Source organism: Ginsengibacter sp., assembly GCF_057362405.1.
The window spans coordinates 1-18,035 of record NZ_JBMQQG010000149.1 but is presented as its reverse complement, the minus strand read 5'-3'; the positions used below and the strand labels follow the sequence as shown (position 1 = coordinate 18,035).

Below are 18,035 nucleotides of genomic sequence, written 5' to 3'. Positions count from 1 at the left end.
TATTTGTTGAAGAAGGCCAATTTGTTATAATGAGATTTGATACCGTTACCATAAAAGACATTGCAAAAGCCTTAAATTTTTCCACATCAACAGTTTCAAGAGCGCTAAGAGGTAGTTATGAAATAAGTGCCGAAACAAAAAAGTTAGTGCTTGAATATGCGGAGAAAATAAATTACCGGCCCAATCCAATTGCATTAAGTTTAAAGGAAAGAAGAAGTAGAGCAATAGGTGTTGTTGTTAGTGAAATTGCCAATAATTTTTTTTCGCAAGCCATTAATGGAATTGAATCCATTGCTTATAATCGCGGCTATCATGTTATCATCACCCAAAGCCACGAATCTGCAGAACGGGAAAAAGTCAATGTTGAACATCATGCTTCAAGATCAGTTGATGGATTACTGATATCGTTGTCAAACGAAACGACAGATCTTTCTTACCTAAAAGACCTGCACGAAAAAGGATTGCCTATTGTTTTTTTCGACAGGATTACCGATGAAATTGATACTCACAAGGTAACCGCTGATAATTATATTGGGGCATTGCATGCTACAGAACACTTAATTTTCCAGGGCTTTAAACGAATTGCTCATATAACTAACTCCCTCTCCTTGTCCATAACTACAGAGAGATTGAATGGATATACAGAAGCGCTTCGAAAACATGACATTCCTTTCAACGAATCTCTGGTGAAATACTGCAGTCACGGAGGAATGATCCTGGAAGAAATAAAAGAGGCTATTGACGAATTATTCAAAGGGAAAACCAAACCAGATGCGATATTTTGCGCCAGCGACAGGATAACGACACTGTGTCTTGGTGTCTTAAAGAATTTAAAACCAAAAAGAAATATAGGTTTAACCGGGTTTACTAATACGAAAGTGGGAGAATTGTTTGACCCCCCATTAACAGTGGTAAGACAACCTGCATTCGAAATCGGGCAAACCGCGACAGAACTTCTTATTCAGATGATCGAAAGCAAAAGGCCTGTGGTTGAATTTGAAACAAGAATCCTGGATACGGAACTCATTATAAGAGAATCTTCGCTGAAAAAGATTGAAGCATAAGACGCTTCTTAATATCTAATTGTTCTTTCCTGATAATTGTAAAGCTCCTTTATCATTTCTTAAATCTGTTGAAGTAATATGTACTCCTGATGTTGTGCTATCACCTTTAATAAAAACTGTTGCCGTAGTGGGAAAGTATCCCTCTTTAATATTAAAGTTCTTTACGTTGTTAAGAAGATAGACAGGATCTTTTTGAGGGATAATTTTTACACTATTAAGATCAATACCCGAAGCATCGGTTGCAGTAAATCCTTTATCCGAAGAAATAACAATGTTGTTAAATTGAATTTTGCTCACGGGCATTTCTGGCAGGCCGGTGATACTAACGGCATCTTTGGCGCCATTGCAATAAATATTATCAAAATAAAAATGGGTAAAGTTGGGGGTCTTATCTCTTACCATGTTGGAAGCACTATTCTTTGTTTTACCCGCAGGCATATCTTCATAATAAGTATTGAATGATATAGCCTCATGAATGATATCTTTCATAAAAATATTACGGATATAAATATTCTTAACCAGTCCACCACGACCCGCATTACTCTTTACTCTCACACCGATGTCGGTACCAATAAAATTACAATCACTCACAAAAATATTTTGCATGCCCCCATCTGTGTTGCTGCCAATAACAAATCCGCCATGCGCATGATATACCACACACTTTGCTACCACAACATTCTCAAGATTTGGATTGTCATCATCATCATTTTTAGATCCGCTTGACTTCATACAAATGCCATCATCACCCGCACTGACAGTGCAATCGTAGATCATTACGTTTTTGCAACGGCTGATATCAATACCGTCTCCATTTTGCGCCCAATAATCATTAAAAATATTTACATGATTCATGGTGAGATTGGTACAGCTATTTGGATAAAACACAAATTTTGGCGAGTTTCTTAGAGTGACATTTTCAATTAAAACATTTTGACAATTGATAAGATAGAGCATGTAAGGCCTTAGATAATCTCTTGCAGGCAAGTAATCTTCTGCTGTCAATTTTTCATTTTTCTTTTTGAGATCCTTTAAATATTGCTCGCCTTCCATTGCTTCTTTCGTAGGCCACCAAATAGATCCATTATTACTAACGGCACCCCCGGACGATGTAAATTCTTTCCATTGGCCCGCTGTTACTTTTTCCTTTTTCACAGGTCTCCATGTTTCTCCCGCACCGTCAATTACTCCTTCGCCTGTAATCGCAATATTTTTTAAATCGTATCCATAAATGGGGGATGCGGTAACATGGCTGGTGCTTTTGGAAGAAGCCCCAATCATCGGGTATTGAGAGTGGTCTTTTGTGAAAAGAATTACAGCTCCTCGTTCTACATGCAAGTCAATATTACTTTTTAACTCTATCGGGCCGGTGAGCCAAAGACCAGCAGGAACGATTACCTTACCTCCACCACTTCCTTCGCAAGCCGCAATAGCTTTCCTAAGAGCTTCTGTATTTAAAGTTTGCCCGTCACCAACGGCACCATATTCCTTTATCGAAAATGAACGACCAGGAAAGACCGGAAGCTGAACTTCCTTCATTTTGAAAGGAGCGTTGTTGATGTACCAGGCAGCGTCTTTTTCCTGGCCTTTTACAAATCCGGTCACGATTAAGCCAAATAAAATAAGCAACGGATATTTTTTTAAAGAGGTATTTTTCTTTGGCAGGCTTGATGACATTAGTTCCAGATTAAAATGTTATAAATAAATCCAATAGTAATCTGCGTAAAATTAATATAACACTTTATTCAAGACGGAAATAGTTACGTAATCGTTCCCGTAAATTCAGATCAAAACGAAAAATTAACACTTATCCATCATAACTAACGGAAAAGGTTACATGATATAAACAAATAAATATCTTATTCGAGCGACTTAATTTTAATGCTGCGGAAGCTTACGGTATTTCCGTGGTCTTGTAAGAGAATATGGCCCTGCGGAGCTTCACCAAAATTTTTCCAGATAACATATTTGCTTATGGCTACCAGATCTTTAAACTCCTTTGAACCCCGTTCATATTCTAAAACTTTTATTCCATTTAAATAATGTTCCACATGATTATTGGGATACACGATGATTCTGCCAGTATTCCATTCGCCAATCGGGCGAATAACTGATTTTGGTTTATTGGAAGGAATTAAATCATATAAAGATGCCAGTGTGCGGTCGCCGTTCCTGCCCAACTTCGCATCGGGATGTAATGAATCATCCAGCACCTGGTACTCGAGGCCAATGGCCGAACCTGTATTATGCTGATCAAGCGTAACAAAATATTTTACGCCGCTGTTAGCACCGGGAGTTAATTTAAATTCGAAGGAAAGATCAAACGCTTTATACTCACCCGTGGTTACAATATCGCCTCCTCTGCCTCCTTCCTTACCTGCCGATTCAAATACGGTAATAGTACCGTTAGTAACTTTCCAATCCTTTTCAGGGAAGGTGCTCTTGTAGGCTCCCTTCCAACCGGAGGAAGTTTTCCCATCAAACAATAATTTCCAGCCATTTTGTTTTTCATAACCCGTTAAATGATTCGGAACAAAATCTACAACAAATATGCCTGCGGGTAATGCGGTCGGCTGAAGGTTAGTGGTTTTAATACGAATGTTTTTAAAATAAATTTTCTTATTTGCTTCGTCAGCATCTTTTACCTGGTGAACCTGTAATGCAATAAAACCTTTACGATCTATTGTATCAACGAGGTATGCTGCCGGAATTCCATTTACCCATGTCTTCATTTCGTTGCCGATGCATTCAATTTTATAATGATTGAATTCATTTACTTTAAACGCGTCCTGCGCTTTTGTATTTAGCGTAAGTGGGTATAGCCATTGCCTTCTTCCTTCATCATAAATACCTCCGCTCCATTTTCGACTGGATGGGTCAACTTCAACCTGTCTTCCATACACTAATCCTTTGCCATCATGGCCCGAAGGATCATAGTGGCTTCTCGTTTGCACTCCCGAATTGCCTTTTGTGCTCTCAATTTTTATATCAAGCTCCAAAATAAAATTTCCAAATTCTTTTTCTGTTGCAAGAAAAGTATTGCCTGAATTTAAAACTGTTGAGCCCACAATCATTCCGTTCTCAACAGTATACTCAGCATTTCCTGCCAGTTTCTTCCAGCCATTGAGGGTTTTACCATCAAATAGATTTTGCCACCCGCCTGATTGCGCATCACACGATATAGTTATGAGAAACACTGCTACAGTTAAAATGTTTTTTTTCATGTTAGATTAAATATTTATGTCAATCGTAAATTTTATAGGTCATTATTAATATTAACTTTTATAAAGCATGTCGCTCTTTTAATTACCGGGGTAATTATAAAACTTTGAGAGTTGAGTTTATAAATAAAAGTACTTGCAACTTTTATAAAAATAAACTAACGCAAAGTAAGGAAATTGATTAGTAGAAAGATTAATAGATTAAATAGAAAAATATATACGAGATTAAGGTATTACAAAGCAATGAACTTTATGACAAGGTGCAGGTAGCTTTTTTAAACTTCATAATCAACTGCTGCCCTCGTTTCTCTTACTTTTATTATCCAGGCTGATATCTCTGTATGCAGTGGGTGCTTTTGATATATTTCCATTTGTTCATAATTGTCAAACGACGTATCGAGAACAATATCGAAATTGGCATATTCCGACGAATTCATATTTATACCAACTTCAAGTTTCTTTATTTCTTTTATTGCCGGCAAAAGCTTTTCAAATCCGGCTTTCATCAGGAGGGCATTTTCCTTTTTACTGTTACCTTCCACATAATCCTTTAATGTCCACATAACAATATGATGCAGCATACCTATATTTTTAAACAAAATAGTAATTTATTTTTTTATGCAAACAGAACCTGGAAGTAAATTAGCTATGATTAGAATTATTAATGATAATTTTAAAAGAGATTTAAAGAGTTATCAATGAAACAATATGTTATAGGCGTTGATATTGGAACCGGTAGTGCAAAGGCTGTTGCCGTAAATGAGGAAGGGAAGCCAATTGCTGCTTCGCAGGTTTATTATAAAACAAACAGCCCGCGACCAGGATACTCAGAGCAGGATCCTGAAATTATTTGGAATGCATTTGCCCAATGTATCAAAGATATCGTTTCAAAAATAAATCAAGTACCCCTGTCCGTTAGCCTTAGCAGCGCCATGCATAGTCTCCTGGTTGTAAACAAAAAAAATATTGCAATTACACCTTTAATTACATGGGAAGATACAAGGAGTGAAAAAATTGCAAACCGTTTAAGAGATTCTCCGGAAGCAAAAAGTATTTATAGTTCAACGGGAACACCTATCCATTCCATGACTCCCTTGTGTAAAATAAAATGGTTGAGAGAAAATGAAAAGGAAATTTTTGAGCAGGCATATAAATTCATTTCAATTAAAGAATTCATCTGGTATCGCTTATTCAATAAATACGAAATAGATTATTCACTTGCATCAGCAACGGGTTTGTTTAATATCGAAAATTTTAAATGGAATAAACCTTCCCTGGACTTTTGTGGCATTAATGAATCTCTCCTTTCTGAACCGTTACCAACTCATTTTATCAGAAAAGATATCAATCCAGGCGTAGCAGCGCTTTTAAATATTCCTCAAGACTCCGCTTTTTGCATCGGGGCAAGTGATGGTTGTCTTGCCAACCTGGGAAGCGATGCAATTAAGCCAGGCACTGCAGCCCTTACCATTGGCACCAGCGGAGCAGTAAGAATTGCCCTTCCACGCCCGTTAATTAATTACGGCGCCATGATTTTTAATTATGTGTTAGACGATTCGACTTTTATTAGCGGTGGGCCCGTAAACAATGGAGGCAACGTTTTAAAATGGATGTTTAAAACGTTCCTGAATAATTCTTCACCAACAGACAACGACTACAACAATATTTTTGAACAAATTGAAAGAATACCACCCGGCAGCGACGGACTTATCTTCCTTCCCTATTTATACGGCGAGCGTGCACCCATTTGGGATGAAAGAGCCAGCGGGGTATTTTTCGGCGTTCGATCATTACATACCAAGGCACATTTTTTTCGGGCAGCGTTAGAAGGCATTTGTTTCGCGTTAAATAATATTTTAGAAATAATTGAAACATCCGCTTCGCTCGTACAGCAGCTTAATGTAAGCGGAGGTTTTGTTCATTCGCAAATATGGATGCACATTTTGGCAGACATCAGCAATAAAAAAATATGCCTGGTTCAAACAGAGGATGCGTCATCAATTGGCGCAGCGTTGCTTGGAATGAAGGCATTAAAAATCATTAAAGATTATACTTCTCTAAATGAAAGTTTTAATTCTTCAATTACGCCGGACGAAAGGAATCTGCCAGTATATAAAAAATATTATGCTGTATTTAAAAATTTGTACAATCCGTTGCTGGAATCGATGCACAAACTCTATGAAATCAAACATCAAAAATAACAGCTGCACTTAGCCGTTAACAATAAAAAAACACCGCGAATTTTACAGCCGCGGTGTATTAATAACTAAATCAATAGTCGCCTGGATTAAAAAGGATAGTGAAAAGATTTTAAATAAATACCATAAACCATGGATCTAAAAGCGGGGTGATAATTTAATGACAAAAATATCTCTTAAAATAAAACGTGTTGTGACAAACATCACAAAATCTATAAATTGACAATTTGAATCTGATTGTGGCCCAATAAGATCTTTCCGCTTTCCTGCAGACTTTTTAATTGGCGGGAAACAGCTTCCCGTGAACAATGCAGGCTCTTGGCAATTTCCCGATGGCTGGTATCCAAAATCTTCTTACCGGTAATTAAACTAAGGCCTTCAAGAAAGAATTCTATCCTTATATCCAGTTTCTTAAAAGCAATGTTATCGATCATATTTAAATAAAAACCATAGTACATAACACTCGTTGACAAGATATGTTTATACCAGGCATCAAATTTTTTCGCAAGCAAGTCTTTATCTACAAAATCAAGTTTAAGAATATAGGTTGTTTTTAAAGCAAAGAAAGTCACCAAACTTCGCTTACTTTCCTCCGTGCCATCTTCACAAATTGCCACACCAAAACTTTGCCCCTCTTTTAAAAAAGCTACTAAAAACTCAGCTCCATCATTTTCGCGGTAGGCTTTTATGCTTCCCTGTAAAACAGAAAAGCAGTGTGAAAGACGTTGTCCCATTTTAACAATCAACTCTCCCTTTTTATAAGCCCGAAGGGTTCCACGCTTCTCCAATTCCCCCCTCAACTCCGCGTCAAAATGCGGAAATGCATGATTAATTAAGTGATGCTTCATTTAAAAATTTGCGAAGTATTTATATCATAGGAGTGTAAAGTAGAGCAGGTATTTTTTTCGTTTATCACGTTTAAGTCATAAATTTTCTATGAAATATTTTAATTAAGTCAAGAAAGAAATTGATAATAGAGTACTAACTTGCGTGCCGAATGAACGTTCAATCGGACACAACAGACAAGAAGGAAGCCATTTTAAAAAGTACGCTCGAGTTAATTAGAGACAACGGATTTCACGGAACACCAATCAGCAAAATTGCCAAACATGCTGGTGTGGCCTCTGGTACGATATATCATTATTTTGCGAGTAAGGACGACATCATACTTGCTTTGCATCAGAGAATAAAGGAAGAAATGATAGCCGCCATGTTTGCTCTGCCTGAAAGCAGCAAAGAATATAAACAACAGTTTTTCGACGGATGGATTAGCCTTTGCAAATACTTTATAAACAATCCGGCTGCATTATTTTTTCAGGAACAATTCAACAGTTCACCCTATGCGAAAACCGTTTCAAAAAAAATGGGGAAGGGTTCCTTAAGCAGGTTTAATGAATTTTTTCAAAAAGGGATGGACAAAGGCTATTTGAAAAAAATGGAATATTTGTTGATAGCTTCAGCGGTGTTTGGATGTATCACGGCTACTGCAAAATATCATGTGACAGGAAGATTTGGATTTACAGATGCTGATCTTTGTAAGATTGCCAACATAATCTGGGATGGCATAAAACTCAATAATTAAACGATTGTTTGAATTTGATGTAACACGATTGCAGGGTGGAGAATTATAGGATGAAATAAACCTGAATTTAAAAAAGATATATGCACAATTGGAACTTGCCAGGATGGCTTAATCGGGGAAAAACGTGGAAATTAATCCCGATGATTTTGTTTTTCCCCGCCATCGTAACTGCTCAGCAAAACGAGAAAGACAGCATAATTGATCAGGCCACACTTGCCAATTGTGTCCGTTACGCCATTGCGCATAATCCCGATCTTAAAAATGCAAGAATTGATGAGGACATTACGGAGGCCGCCATAAAGATTAAACTCGCGGATTGGTATCCCCACCTGAATTTCACCTATAATTTTCAGCATAATTTTAAACTGCCAAGCTCCAATTTTAACGGTAACATAATTAGCATTGGATCTAAGAATACATCGGGCATGCTGCTGGGCGCCACGCAAACTATTTTCAACAAAGATGTTTTACTCGCATCGCGAACAGCTAAAGATGTTCGTGCTTATTCCAGCGAGAATACTAAGGAACAAAATATAAATATCGCTGTGTTAGTGAGCAAAGCTTTTTATGATGTACTACTTACTAAACAACAGTTAAATGTAACGGAGCAGGATATCGTGAGAATTGATTCAAGCCTAAGAGATGCTTTTTATCAATACCAGGCAGGCATTGCAGATAAAACAGATTATAAGAGAGCAACGATTTCATTAAACAATGCCAGGGCGCAAAAGAAAACTTACGATGAAAGCATAAAGGTGAAATACGAATATTTAAAACAACTGATGGGTTACCCTGCTTCGCAGGATTTACAACTCGTATTTGATTCTGCCCAAATGGCTAACGAAATATTATTGGATACTTTGCAAAACATAACTTACTCCGGCCGAATAGAAGTACAACGATTAGAAACGCAAAAGAAGCTGCAGCAATACAACCTGCAATATTATAAGTGGAGTTTCCTTCCTGAAATTTCAGCATTTGGAAATTACAATCTCAATTACCTAAATAACCAATTTAGCAAATTGTACGGGCAGAGTTATCCTAATTCCTATGCGGGCATTACCCTGGGCATTCCGATTTTCCAGGGCGGGAAAAGACTACAACAAATAAAACAGGCTGAGTTGCAACTGGCCCAGGTTGATAACTCAATTACCAGTATTCAAAACAATATTAATACCGAATATGCGCAAGCGTTAGCTGCGTATAAAAGCAATCTCTATAATTATAACAGCCTTAAAGAAAACCTGTCGCTGGCAAATGAAGTGTATGACGTAATACAATTGCAATACAGGTCGGGGATTAAGAGTTATCTCGAGGTAATTAATGCGGAAACAGATTTGCGAACAGCTCAAATAAATTTCTATGATGCCTTGTACCAACTTCTATCCAGTAAGGTAGATGTAGCGCAGGCATTGGGTAACATTCAATATTAAAATAAAAAGTATGATCGATAAACGACTTTATTTATTCTCAATTCTGATATGCGGAATACTCGTGAACTCCTGCGGAGACAAAAAAAATGACGCAGCAAACCTTCCACAGGCGCCGCCGGCAATACCGGTGACTATTACGGAAGTTACTCCTACTGATGCAGTGTATTATAATGAATATCCGGCCACCATTACTGCTTTTGATCAAATAAATATTACCTCGCAGGTTACGGGTTATGTAACTGCCATTCATTTTAAAGATGGCCAAAAAGTGCAAAAGGGAGAATTGCTATATTCAATTGATCAGCAAATTTACCAGGCCAACTTACAACAGGCTCTCGCAAATCTGCAGTTGCAGCAGGCCAACCTCGATAAGGCTTCAAAAGATGCAGACCGCTACCATGAACTGGATAGACATGATGCGGTAGCAAAACAACAGGTTGATTATGCGGATGCGGCGCTGGAAGTTGCAAAAAAGCAAGTTGCTGCGGCAAAGGCTAATGTTGCAAGCCTTCAGTCCAATGTGCAGTTTTCGTCTATCCGTTCTCCGTTATCCGGAACAATTGGTATATCCCAGGTCAAACAAGGAACGTTGGTAACTGCAGGCAATACTATTTTAAATACGGTATCAACAGATAACCCCATGGCCGTTGACTTTACGGTTGATCAAAAAGAAATTTACAGTTTTGTAAAGATGAAAGAAGAGGGTACTCATCCAAAAGACTCTGTATTTACAATTGCATTTGGTAATGATATATATCCTTATCCGGGCAAAATAAGCTTAATAGATCGTGCAGTTGATCCCCAAACCGGAACGCTTAAAGTAAGGCTTGTTTTCCCAAATGAAAAAGACATGCTTAAGCCGGGCATGAATGCAACTGTCAGGGTTAAGAATACCGCATCTAAAAATGCAACTATTATACCTTATGAAGCTGTAACAGAGCAGTTGGGAGAATTTTATGTATATGTAGTTGGAGACAGTTCAAAAGTATCGCAACGCCAAATAAAGTTAGGCACGCAAATAGGCGACCATGTAATTATAAAAGACGGTTTAAAAGCAGGAGAAAATATTGTGGTTAAAGGAGTTCAAAACCTGCACCAGGGATCTGTAGTTACTGCCGTTGCTTCCAAACCCGCTACACAGAAATAAAAATAATTGGTTACAGAACGAAAATAAAAAGTAATGAAATCATACCTGAAACCTTATACGTTGTACTTTATACCCTATATTAAATGATCGCCGAAACTTTTATACGTCGCCCTGTTACAGCAATTGTTATTTCAATTGTGATTGTACTGGTAGGTATTATTTCATTAATTAATTTACCAATTGCACAATACCCGGATATTTCACCTCCGACTGTTGCGGTTAGTGCGAATTTTACCGGCGCCGACGCTCAAACGGTGGAGCAAACCACCACTACCCCAATAGAAACACAGATTAACGGATCGCCCGGGATGACCTATATTACTGGCAACAGCTCGTCAAGCGGGCAAAGCTCAGTAAGCGTAACTTTTGATGTAGGCACCGACGTTAACATTGCCGCCCTGGACGTACAAAACAGGGTAAGCGTTGCCACACCCACGCTACCTGATGTTGTAAAGCGTTTAGGGGTTACCGTTACAAAGCGCAATCCAAGTATCATGGTCGCGCTTGCGTTTTATTCCCCAAAAGGAACACATGATCCGAAATTTGTGGGTAATTATGTAAACATTTACATCCAGGATGCACTGAAGCGTGTTCCCGGGGTTGGAGATATTACATCGCTGGGAAATGATTTTGGAATGCGCATATGGCTTAATCCTGAAAAGCTTGCCGCATTAAATATGACCCCGGCTGATGTATCCGCGGCCATCTCCGAACAGAACCTGGAGCTCGCGGCCGGTACTATTGGTGGTAACCCTCAACCCAATGCCCAGGCTTTTGAATATAGTGTTCTTACAAACAGCCGAATTAATACGGTTGATCAATTCAAAAATATTATTGTTCGCTCTAACCCTTCTACGGGAAATATTGTTTACCTGAAAGATATCGCCCGGGTAGAGTTGGGCCAGTTTAGTTATTCGTTCAATGCTTTTGTAAATGGCCAGCCTGCAACATTTTTACTAATTTACCAGGCACCCGATGCCAATGCTTTGGAAACCTATTCAGGAATTACGAAAGCGCTTACGGAACTCAAAAAAACTTTCCCCCAGGACTTTGATTATTTGATTCCACTCGAAACGGTATCGGTTGTAAAAACATCAATAAGAGAAGTAATGTTTACACTGCTTGAAGCGTTGGGCCTTGTGGTATTAGTTGTGTTTTTATTTCTTCAGAACTGGCGTGCTACCTTAATTCCTGTGCTAGCTATACCCGTTTCTCTCATTGGCGCCTTTATATTTTTTGTGCCCTTTGGATTTACTATTAATACCCTTACGCTATTTGCGTTCGTACTGGCAATTGGCATCGTGGTGGATGATGCCATTATTGTGGTTGAAGCCGTACAGCATAATATTGATCACAATAATCTGTCGCCCAAAGATGCAACCCGTAAAGCAATGAACGATATCTCGGGGCCGGTCATTGCCATCGCCCTCATATTGGCTGCCGTATTTGTTCCTGTAGGCTTTATACCTGGTATTGTAGGAAGATTATACCAGCAATTTGCAATTACTATTGCCGTCTCCGTAATCATATCCGCATTTGTTGCCTTGTCGCTTACGCCGGCACTTTGTACATTATTGCTGAAACATTCCAAAGGAGAAAACGAGAAAAAAAATGTGTTGGAAAAATTCTTTGCAGCTTTCAATAATGGATTAAGAAAATTTACTGCCTCCTATACACGTGGTGTCGCATCGTGGATTCGCAAAACCCCTTATGTATTGATAATGCTTATTGTATTATTTGTTGGATTATTTTTTCTTTTCAAGGCAAAGCCTACTGGTTTTATTCCTCCCGAAGACGAAGGCCGGCTATTTGTTACCTACGAAATGCCGGAGGCCACTTCCACTACCAAAAGCATTGAGATGTTGAAGCGGCTGATGGCAAGAGTACAGTCAATCCCTGAAGTGGAAGGCGTGGGTGGTCTCGCAGGCTTGAATATTATCAGCTTTTCAAACAAGTCCAATGTAGGAACCATGTTTGTTCATTTAAAACCATGGGACGAACGCAAAGGAAGCGGACATGACGCTCAAAGTGTAATAGCAGCAATAAGACAAAAAACTGCTGATATAAAAGATGCCCGCATATTAGCGATCTCCCCTCCGGCTGTGCCGGGCCTGGGTCGCACTGCCGGCTTTACTTTTGAATTGCAGCAAACAACCAGCACCGACGATATCAATCAATTTGCAAAAGTGGCCAGAAATTTTGTGGCAGAAGTAAATAAACGACCGGAGATTGAATCGGCATATACTTTCTTTACAGCTAACACACCCAGCTACCAAGTAGATGTGGACCGGGATAAAGCGAAACAATTAGGGGTATCGATCGCAGAAGTTTATCAAACTTTGTCAACTTACCTGGGAAGCGGTTATGTAAATGACTTTAATTTATATGGAAGAAATTTCAGGGTAGTGACACAGGCTGATAGTACGTATCGCTCATCCCTTGATGAACTTAAAAAATATTATGTTCGCAATAGTTTGGGAAACATGATTCCATTAGGTTCATTAATTACCACCAAATTGATAGAAAGCCCAACATTGATATCGCACTACAATATTTACAGATCAATTGAAATAAACGGTACATCAAAAAAAGGCTACAGCAGCGGCCAGGCAATTAAAGCATTACAAGAAGTTGCGGCGAAGTATTTACCAGCCGGCTATGGCTATGAATTTTCGGGAATGAGTATTGAAGAAATAAAGGCCGGAAATAAAACAACAACAATTTTTGCTATATCACTCATATTCGTTTTTCTGTTTCTGGCAGCATTGTACGAAAGCTGGTCAGTACCTTTTTCGGTTTTGTTTGCTGTACCCATCGGCGCATTGGGTTCTATAATTGCACTCACATTATTGCCTAACCTGACTGATAATATTTATGCTCAAATAGGATTAATAACTTTAATCGGCCTATCAGCCAAAAATGCCATTTTGATTGTGGAATTCGCAAAGGAAAGAGTAGACAGCGGCATGGAATTACTAAAAGCAACTCTTGCGGCAGTAAAATTGCGTCTACGTCCAATCGTTATGACATCACTTGCATTTATTTTCGGCGTATTGCCATTAGCATTTGCTACAGGTGCTGCAGCAGAATCACGCAAAACCATTGGCTGGACTGTATTTGGCGGGATGCTAGCCGCCACATCACTGGCTATTTTCGTGGTTCCGGTTTTGTTTGTACTTATTACACGCCTGTCTTATGGTAAGAAAAAACTTGCAAAATTACAGGCCAGCTATAACCCCGAAGAACATAAAGAATTTGAAGAGGATTAACTAATCATTTCGCAATGCCGTTCAATAAAAGTTTCGTATCTAATTTTAGAATAGTAGTGGGCGTTATACCCAGTTTCCGGTTCGATTCACCCTATGTTCGATAGCAGTTGCGGAAAATTCATCCATGCAACGGCCAACCAAAGAAGTTATCACGCGGTTCATTTCTTTTTCGAAGAAATTTTTAAATAACGAATTGCCTGGAGATTAATTCCTAAAACATTATTGCAACGTGTTATGGTCACGGCCGCTCCTAACGGACACGATCACACGTAAGTATACAACGATTAATTTATAAAGGTCTTACCCAAATATTTCTGAAACTGATAGGTTTGCTATTATCGCCGTGGGCCTGGAGTTTTATTGCGTATGGACCACGCACACCATGTTCATAAGTTGGATGTCCAATGTAAACGGTAGGTCCCTTTAGTTCAAAATTATTTTGAACTAACAGGCCATTAAAAAATGCAGTAACTCTTGCCGGACTTTTCAATGAGCCGTCATCGTTAAAACGTGGTGCTGTCCATATTACATCATATGATTGCCATTCGCCCGGCGGACGATTAGGATTTACCAACGGTGCATTTTGTTTGTAAATGCTTCCCGCTTGTCCGTTGGTGTAAGTCTTATTATTATAATTATCCAATATCTGCATTTCATACCCATCATCACCTTTACCTGTTGACGCCAGGAACAGTCCGCTGTTACCGCGTGCCTGGTCTGAACCTTCAATATCTTTTGGTTCACGCCATTCAAGGTGAATCTGGTAATCCATAAATAATTGCTTTGTTCGAATACTGCCTGCTTTTTTATTTACAGTAACGATACCCTTTTTTACGAACCAGTTGGCAGGTTTTGTAGTATCATTCGCATTAACCCATTGGTCTAAATTTTTTCCATCAAATAAGATTATAGCGTCAGAAGGAGCATCGCCACAGGATTTTCCGGGAGCAACTACCGGTGGAACGGGCGTGTATAATTCCGTGTCTTCGTGTTTCATTTTTTGTTGAGCATTAACGGACGCAAAATTGAATACCAGCAGAGCCGGCAATAAATAAAATGTTTTTTTCATGATGAATGAGAGGTTATAAATAAATATTTATTGTGTAATTAAAAATTCATTAAAGATGGCAATCGAACATTATTTAGAAATATAAAATCAGGCAACCGTAAATGATATTATCAGGAAAAGCTAATACATTCTTTTAATTCCTTTTCTGTATAAGCAAGATTGTATTGTTTTAAAACGTCTGCCGGTACACCGTTCCATTGGTTAGGCTGATTTCCCATATACCCAACATCTTTTCCACCCATTTCCGTTGTGTAAAATCCAGTTGCGGTCAAATTACGCATTAGGCTAAAGAAGGAAACGCCCTGATCGTATCCTTGTTTAATTGTTCTTTTTGAAATCACCACGCCCTTTTTATCTTTTATAACCGGGTATGCTATATCCTCAACCATTTCTATCTGCTGCTGTTTGCTGCAATCTGCAAAAGCATTTTGAAACCTGTTATAACATTCTAAATCCAGCCAGCGCAATCCGCCACGCATGGGCACCTGGAATTCTGGTTTGTCTTTTACAATGAACTCGATAAAGTCCGGCACTTTGGCATCTGAAGCACTTCCGCTAACGTCGTCTTTCGGAATAATAATATCTCCAAGAACTGTGATCGTGGCCATTTCTTCCGGCGTAAAAAATGTTGTGGAAGTAACTTCTTTATAACGCTCTACTTCCTCCTTCATCCTGTTAATCCCAGTTGGGTTGCCGGTAGTATCTTCTTTGGCAATCACTTTGTTTTCCGGCTCTTTTTTATCAGCAAGTTTACATGCATCCAGTAACAATCCTGCTGACACAGTACCCAGGGCAAGAGCTTTTAATGATTTTCGTCTATCCATTGAGATTTGGTTTACTAGTTTATTAGTTAATCGGGTAATACAATTTACATCGTACATCGAACATCGTATATCGTACCTTATTTAAATCTCATTCTTCTTCAATTGGTCAACAATATATTCTGAAGTACGCATAGATAATGCAAGAATCGTCCACGTAATATTTTTATCACCCTGCGAAACAAACATACCACCGTCAACATTAAACAAATTCTTACACTCATGTGCCTGCGCCCATTTATTTAAAGGAGATTTTTTTGGGTCATTACCCATGCGAACCGTACCTGCTTCATGAATAATATTTCCCGGAGCATGCAAACCGTAATTATTTTCAGGACCATCATCTCCGCCCCATGTTATGACCGCTCCCATTGAATGTAATATTTCTGAGAACGTTTCCTTCATGTGTTTGGCCTGTTTAATTTCATAGTCGGTATACGTTGTATGAAAACGCAGAACCGGTATGCCATATTTATCAACCACGCTGGGATCTATTTCACAATAACTGTCTTCTCTTGCAACCGCTTCCCCACGACCTGCCATGCCAACATGCGCTCCAAAAAAATAACGGTAATCTTCTTTTAAAGATGCACCATAACCGCCGGCTTCTTTTTGCTTTCCTTTAATTTTATAAGTGCCGTTTAAATTTTCAATACCCCAATTAAACCCATATAACGGCATTCCAAAACCACCGCCATATTCAATATGATAACCACGTGGGAAATCCAATTTTTTATTATCAAGCCACCAGGGTGTATACACATGCATACCTCCTACTCCATCTTCGTTATAACGCTTGCGGTCAAACAGCTCAGGAATAATTCCCCCCATATCTGCTCCGGTGGAATCATGTAAATATTTACCCACCACATTGCTCGAGTTAGCGAGACCGTTAGGATGTTGTGGTGATTTCGAATTTAGCAACAATCTTGCAGACTCGCAGGCGCTTGCAGCAAGAATAACCGTTCTGCCCGTTACCTGGTATTCCTGCATATCCGGTTTATGTACATAAGATACACCGGTAGCAAGTCCTTCTTTATTTACCATTACTTCCCGAACCATTGAATCTGTTATCAAATCAACATTGCCTGTTCGCAATGCAGGAATTATTAAAGCAGATGAAGAAGAAAAGTCGGCATATATTTTACAACTGCGTCCGCATTGAGCACAATAGAAACATTCACCTCTGTCTTTATTAATAGATTTAGTAAGGATAGATAAGCGGGACGGAATTACCGGGATACCGATGTTGGTTGCTGCGTTCTTAATAAATAATTCGTGCAGTCTTGGCTTTGGCGGCGGCAAAAAGAATCCATCAGGATCATCAACCAAACCTTCATTGGTTCCAAATACCCCTAACAATTTGTCTATCTTATCATAGTATGGTTTAACATCATCATAACCAATCGGCCAATCGTCACCGAGCCCATCAATACTTTTACGTTTAAAATCTTTAGGGCCAAAACGCAACGAAATTCTTCCCCAATGATTGGTGCGCCCACCCAACATGCGTGCACGCCACCATTCCCATTTGGTACCTTCCGCCTGCGTGTACGGTTCACCGTCAATTTCCCATCCCCAATAACAACCATCGAAATCGCCAAAGGGCCGATACTTCGTACTGGCACCTCTCCGTGGTGATTCCCAGGGATTTTTTAACTGGTTCGAATCTTTTGCAGGATCGTACATAGGACCAGCCTCAATAAGACAAACTTTTAGACCTGCATTGGCAAGAACGTAAGTAGCCATTCCGCCACCCGCACCGGAACCAACAATTATTGCATCGTATTTTTTGGGTTGGAGCTTAATCTGGAATTTTCCCATAATAATTATAGCGTATTCAGAAGTAGATTTTTAAGAGAGTGTGAATGTAAAACTTATGTGATAATATTTGAAATTTATTTTGCTGATAGTATTTAAAATTGTCACAAATTAATAATGAAAAAATAAATTCAATCAATGCAAACATCATTAGATATTAAAGATTACAAATTTCCATTTATCATTATTTATATTTGCAAAACGACTCTGTAGCTCAGTTGGTAGAGCAGCTGACTCTTAATCAGCGGGTCCAGGGTTCGAGTCCCTGCGGGGTCACTTTAGTGTCAAAAACGGTTCCATTGATTTGGGACTTTTTTGTTTTATAGGGGTGCAATAGAAAGTGCAATAAATTGAGTGATGTTAGTATTTAAACTCCTGAATTTTTAAAGCAACCTCCATTACAAAATCTA

Annotated in this window: 13 protein-coding genes and 1 tRNA gene; 7 read left to right on the top strand and 7 right to left on the bottom strand. The window is 38.8% G+C overall.

What is annotated here, in order from left to right:
* Positions 1-1,064, top strand: a 1,064-nt coding sequence (locus ACO1O5_RS12135; protein WP_486270540.1) for a LacI family DNA-binding transcriptional regulator, incomplete at its 5' end; no start/stop codon positions are given.
* A 15-nt stretch (positions 1,065-1,079) separates the two neighbouring features.
* On the opposite strand, the gene ACO1O5_RS12130 is transcribed toward ACO1O5_RS12135, so the two are convergent.
* The 3 genes from ACO1O5_RS12130 to ACO1O5_RS12120 form a co-directional block, all read right to left on the bottom strand.
* Positions 1,080-2,741, bottom strand: a complete 1,662-nt coding sequence (locus ACO1O5_RS12130) for a glycoside hydrolase family 28 protein (RefSeq protein ID WP_486270538.1) — start codon at positions 2,739-2,741, stop codon at positions 1,080-1,082.
* 182 nt (positions 2,742-2,923) lie between these two features.
* Positions 2,924-4,288, bottom strand: coding sequence for a 3-keto-disaccharide hydrolase (locus ACO1O5_RS12125; protein ID WP_486270537.1), 1,365 nt, complete (start codon positions 4,286-4,288; stop codon positions 2,924-2,926).
* 272 nt (positions 4,289-4,560) lie between these two features.
* Entirely contained in the window at positions 4,561-4,866 is a 306-nt protein-coding gene (locus tag ACO1O5_RS12120; RefSeq protein ID WP_486270535.1) for a Dabb family protein, read from the bottom strand.
* Between the two features lie 117 nt (positions 4,867-4,983).
* Between ACO1O5_RS12120 and ACO1O5_RS12115 the strand changes: the two genes are divergently transcribed.
* Positions 4,984-6,486: a gluconokinase gene (locus ACO1O5_RS12115; protein WP_486270533.1), complete on the top strand. Its 1,503-nt coding sequence runs from the start codon at positions 4,984-4,986 to the stop codon at positions 6,484-6,486.
* A gap of 209 nt (positions 6,487-6,695) precedes the next feature.
* Here the strand turns inward: ACO1O5_RS12115 and ACO1O5_RS12110 are convergent, their stop codons facing one another.
* A complete protein-coding gene (locus ACO1O5_RS12110; protein WP_486270532.1) occupies positions 6,696-7,331 on the bottom strand; it encodes a Crp/Fnr family transcriptional regulator in 636 nt (211 codons plus the stop codon).
* 149 nt (positions 7,332-7,480) lie between these two features.
* Between ACO1O5_RS12110 and ACO1O5_RS12105 the strand changes: the two genes are divergently transcribed.
* From ACO1O5_RS12105 to ACO1O5_RS12090, 4 genes are all read left to right on the top strand, one after another.
* Positions 7,481-8,065, top strand: coding sequence for a TetR/AcrR family transcriptional regulator (locus ACO1O5_RS12105; RefSeq protein WP_486270530.1), 585 nt, complete (start codon positions 7,481-7,483; stop codon positions 8,063-8,065).
* Between the two features lie 80 nt (positions 8,066-8,145).
* Positions 8,146-9,498 (top strand): TolC family protein, encoded by a 1,353-nt coding sequence (locus tag ACO1O5_RS12100; protein ID WP_486270528.1) that lies wholly within the window; start codon positions 8,146-8,148, stop codon positions 9,496-9,498.
* A gap of 10 nt (positions 9,499-9,508) precedes the next feature.
* Entirely contained in the window at positions 9,509-10,645 is a 1,137-nt protein-coding gene (locus ACO1O5_RS12095) for an efflux RND transporter periplasmic adaptor subunit (RefSeq protein ID WP_486270526.1), read from the top strand.
* Positions 10,646-10,728: 83 nt separating this feature from the next.
* Positions 10,729-13,914 (top strand): efflux RND transporter permease subunit, encoded by a 3,186-nt coding sequence (locus ACO1O5_RS12090; protein ID WP_486270525.1) that lies wholly within the window; start codon positions 10,729-10,731, stop codon positions 13,912-13,914.
* Between the two features lie 289 nt (positions 13,915-14,203).
* Here ACO1O5_RS12090 and ACO1O5_RS12085 read toward each other — a convergent pair whose 3' ends face one another.
* From ACO1O5_RS12085 to ACO1O5_RS12075, 3 genes are all read right to left on the bottom strand, one after another.
* Complete coding sequence (locus tag ACO1O5_RS12085) at positions 14,204-14,983, bottom strand: 3-keto-disaccharide hydrolase (protein WP_486270523.1); 780 nt, start codon at positions 14,981-14,983, stop codon at positions 14,204-14,206.
* 110 nt (positions 14,984-15,093) lie between these two features.
* Positions 15,094-15,807: a gluconate 2-dehydrogenase subunit 3 family protein gene (locus ACO1O5_RS12080; protein ID WP_486270521.1), complete on the bottom strand. Its 714-nt coding sequence runs from the start codon at positions 15,805-15,807 to the stop codon at positions 15,094-15,096.
* 81 nt (positions 15,808-15,888) lie between these two features.
* Complete coding sequence (locus ACO1O5_RS12075; protein WP_486270519.1) at positions 15,889-17,628, bottom strand: GMC family oxidoreductase; 1,740 nt, start codon at positions 17,626-17,628, stop codon at positions 15,889-15,891.
* Positions 17,629-17,828: 200 nt separating this feature from the next.
* Here ACO1O5_RS12075 and ACO1O5_RS12070 point away from each other — a divergent pair.
* Positions 17,829-17,901, top strand: a tRNA-Lys gene (locus ACO1O5_RS12070).
* Positions 17,902-18,035 lie beyond the last annotated feature (134 nt).

What these genes read in the sequence shown, in the direction of transcription:
- ACO1O5_RS12130 (WP_486270538.1), bottom strand. Translation starts at nt 2,741, where the DNA reads ATGTCATCAAGCCTGCCAAAGAAAAATACCTCTTTAAAAAAATATCCG.
- ACO1O5_RS12125 (WP_486270537.1), bottom strand. Translation starts at nt 4,288, where the DNA reads ATGAAAAAAAACATTTTAACTGTAGCAGTGTTTCTCATAACTATATCG.
- ACO1O5_RS12120 (WP_486270535.1), bottom strand. Translation starts at nt 4,866, where the DNA reads ATGCTGCATCATATTGTTATGTGGACATTAAAGGATTATGTGGAAGGT.
- ACO1O5_RS12115 (WP_486270533.1), top strand. Translation starts at nt 4,984, where the DNA reads ATGAAACAATATGTTATAGGCGTTGATATTGGAACCGGTAGTGCAAAG.
- ACO1O5_RS12110 (WP_486270532.1), bottom strand. Translation starts at nt 7,331, where the DNA reads ATGAAGCATCACTTAATTAATCATGCATTTCCGCATTTTGACGCGGAG.
- ACO1O5_RS12105 (WP_486270530.1), top strand. Translation starts at nt 7,481, where the DNA reads ATGAACGTTCAATCGGACACAACAGACAAGAAGGAAGCCATTTTAAAA.
- ACO1O5_RS12100 (WP_486270528.1), top strand. Translation starts at nt 8,146, where the DNA reads ATGCACAATTGGAACTTGCCAGGATGGCTTAATCGGGGAAAAACGTGG.
- ACO1O5_RS12095 (WP_486270526.1), top strand. Translation starts at nt 9,509, where the DNA reads ATGATCGATAAACGACTTTATTTATTCTCAATTCTGATATGCGGAATA.
- ACO1O5_RS12090 (WP_486270525.1), top strand. Translation starts at nt 10,729, where the DNA reads ATGATCGCCGAAACTTTTATACGTCGCCCTGTTACAGCAATTGTTATT.
- ACO1O5_RS12085 (WP_486270523.1), bottom strand. Translation starts at nt 14,983, where the DNA reads ATGAAAAAAACATTTTATTTATTGCCGGCTCTGCTGGTATTCAATTTT.
- ACO1O5_RS12080 (WP_486270521.1), bottom strand. Translation starts at nt 15,807, where the DNA reads ATGGATAGACGAAAATCATTAAAAGCTCTTGCCCTGGGTACTGTGTCA.
- ACO1O5_RS12075 (WP_486270519.1), bottom strand. Translation starts at nt 17,628, where the DNA reads ATGGGAAAATTCCAGATTAAGCTCCAACCCAAAAAATACGATGCAATA.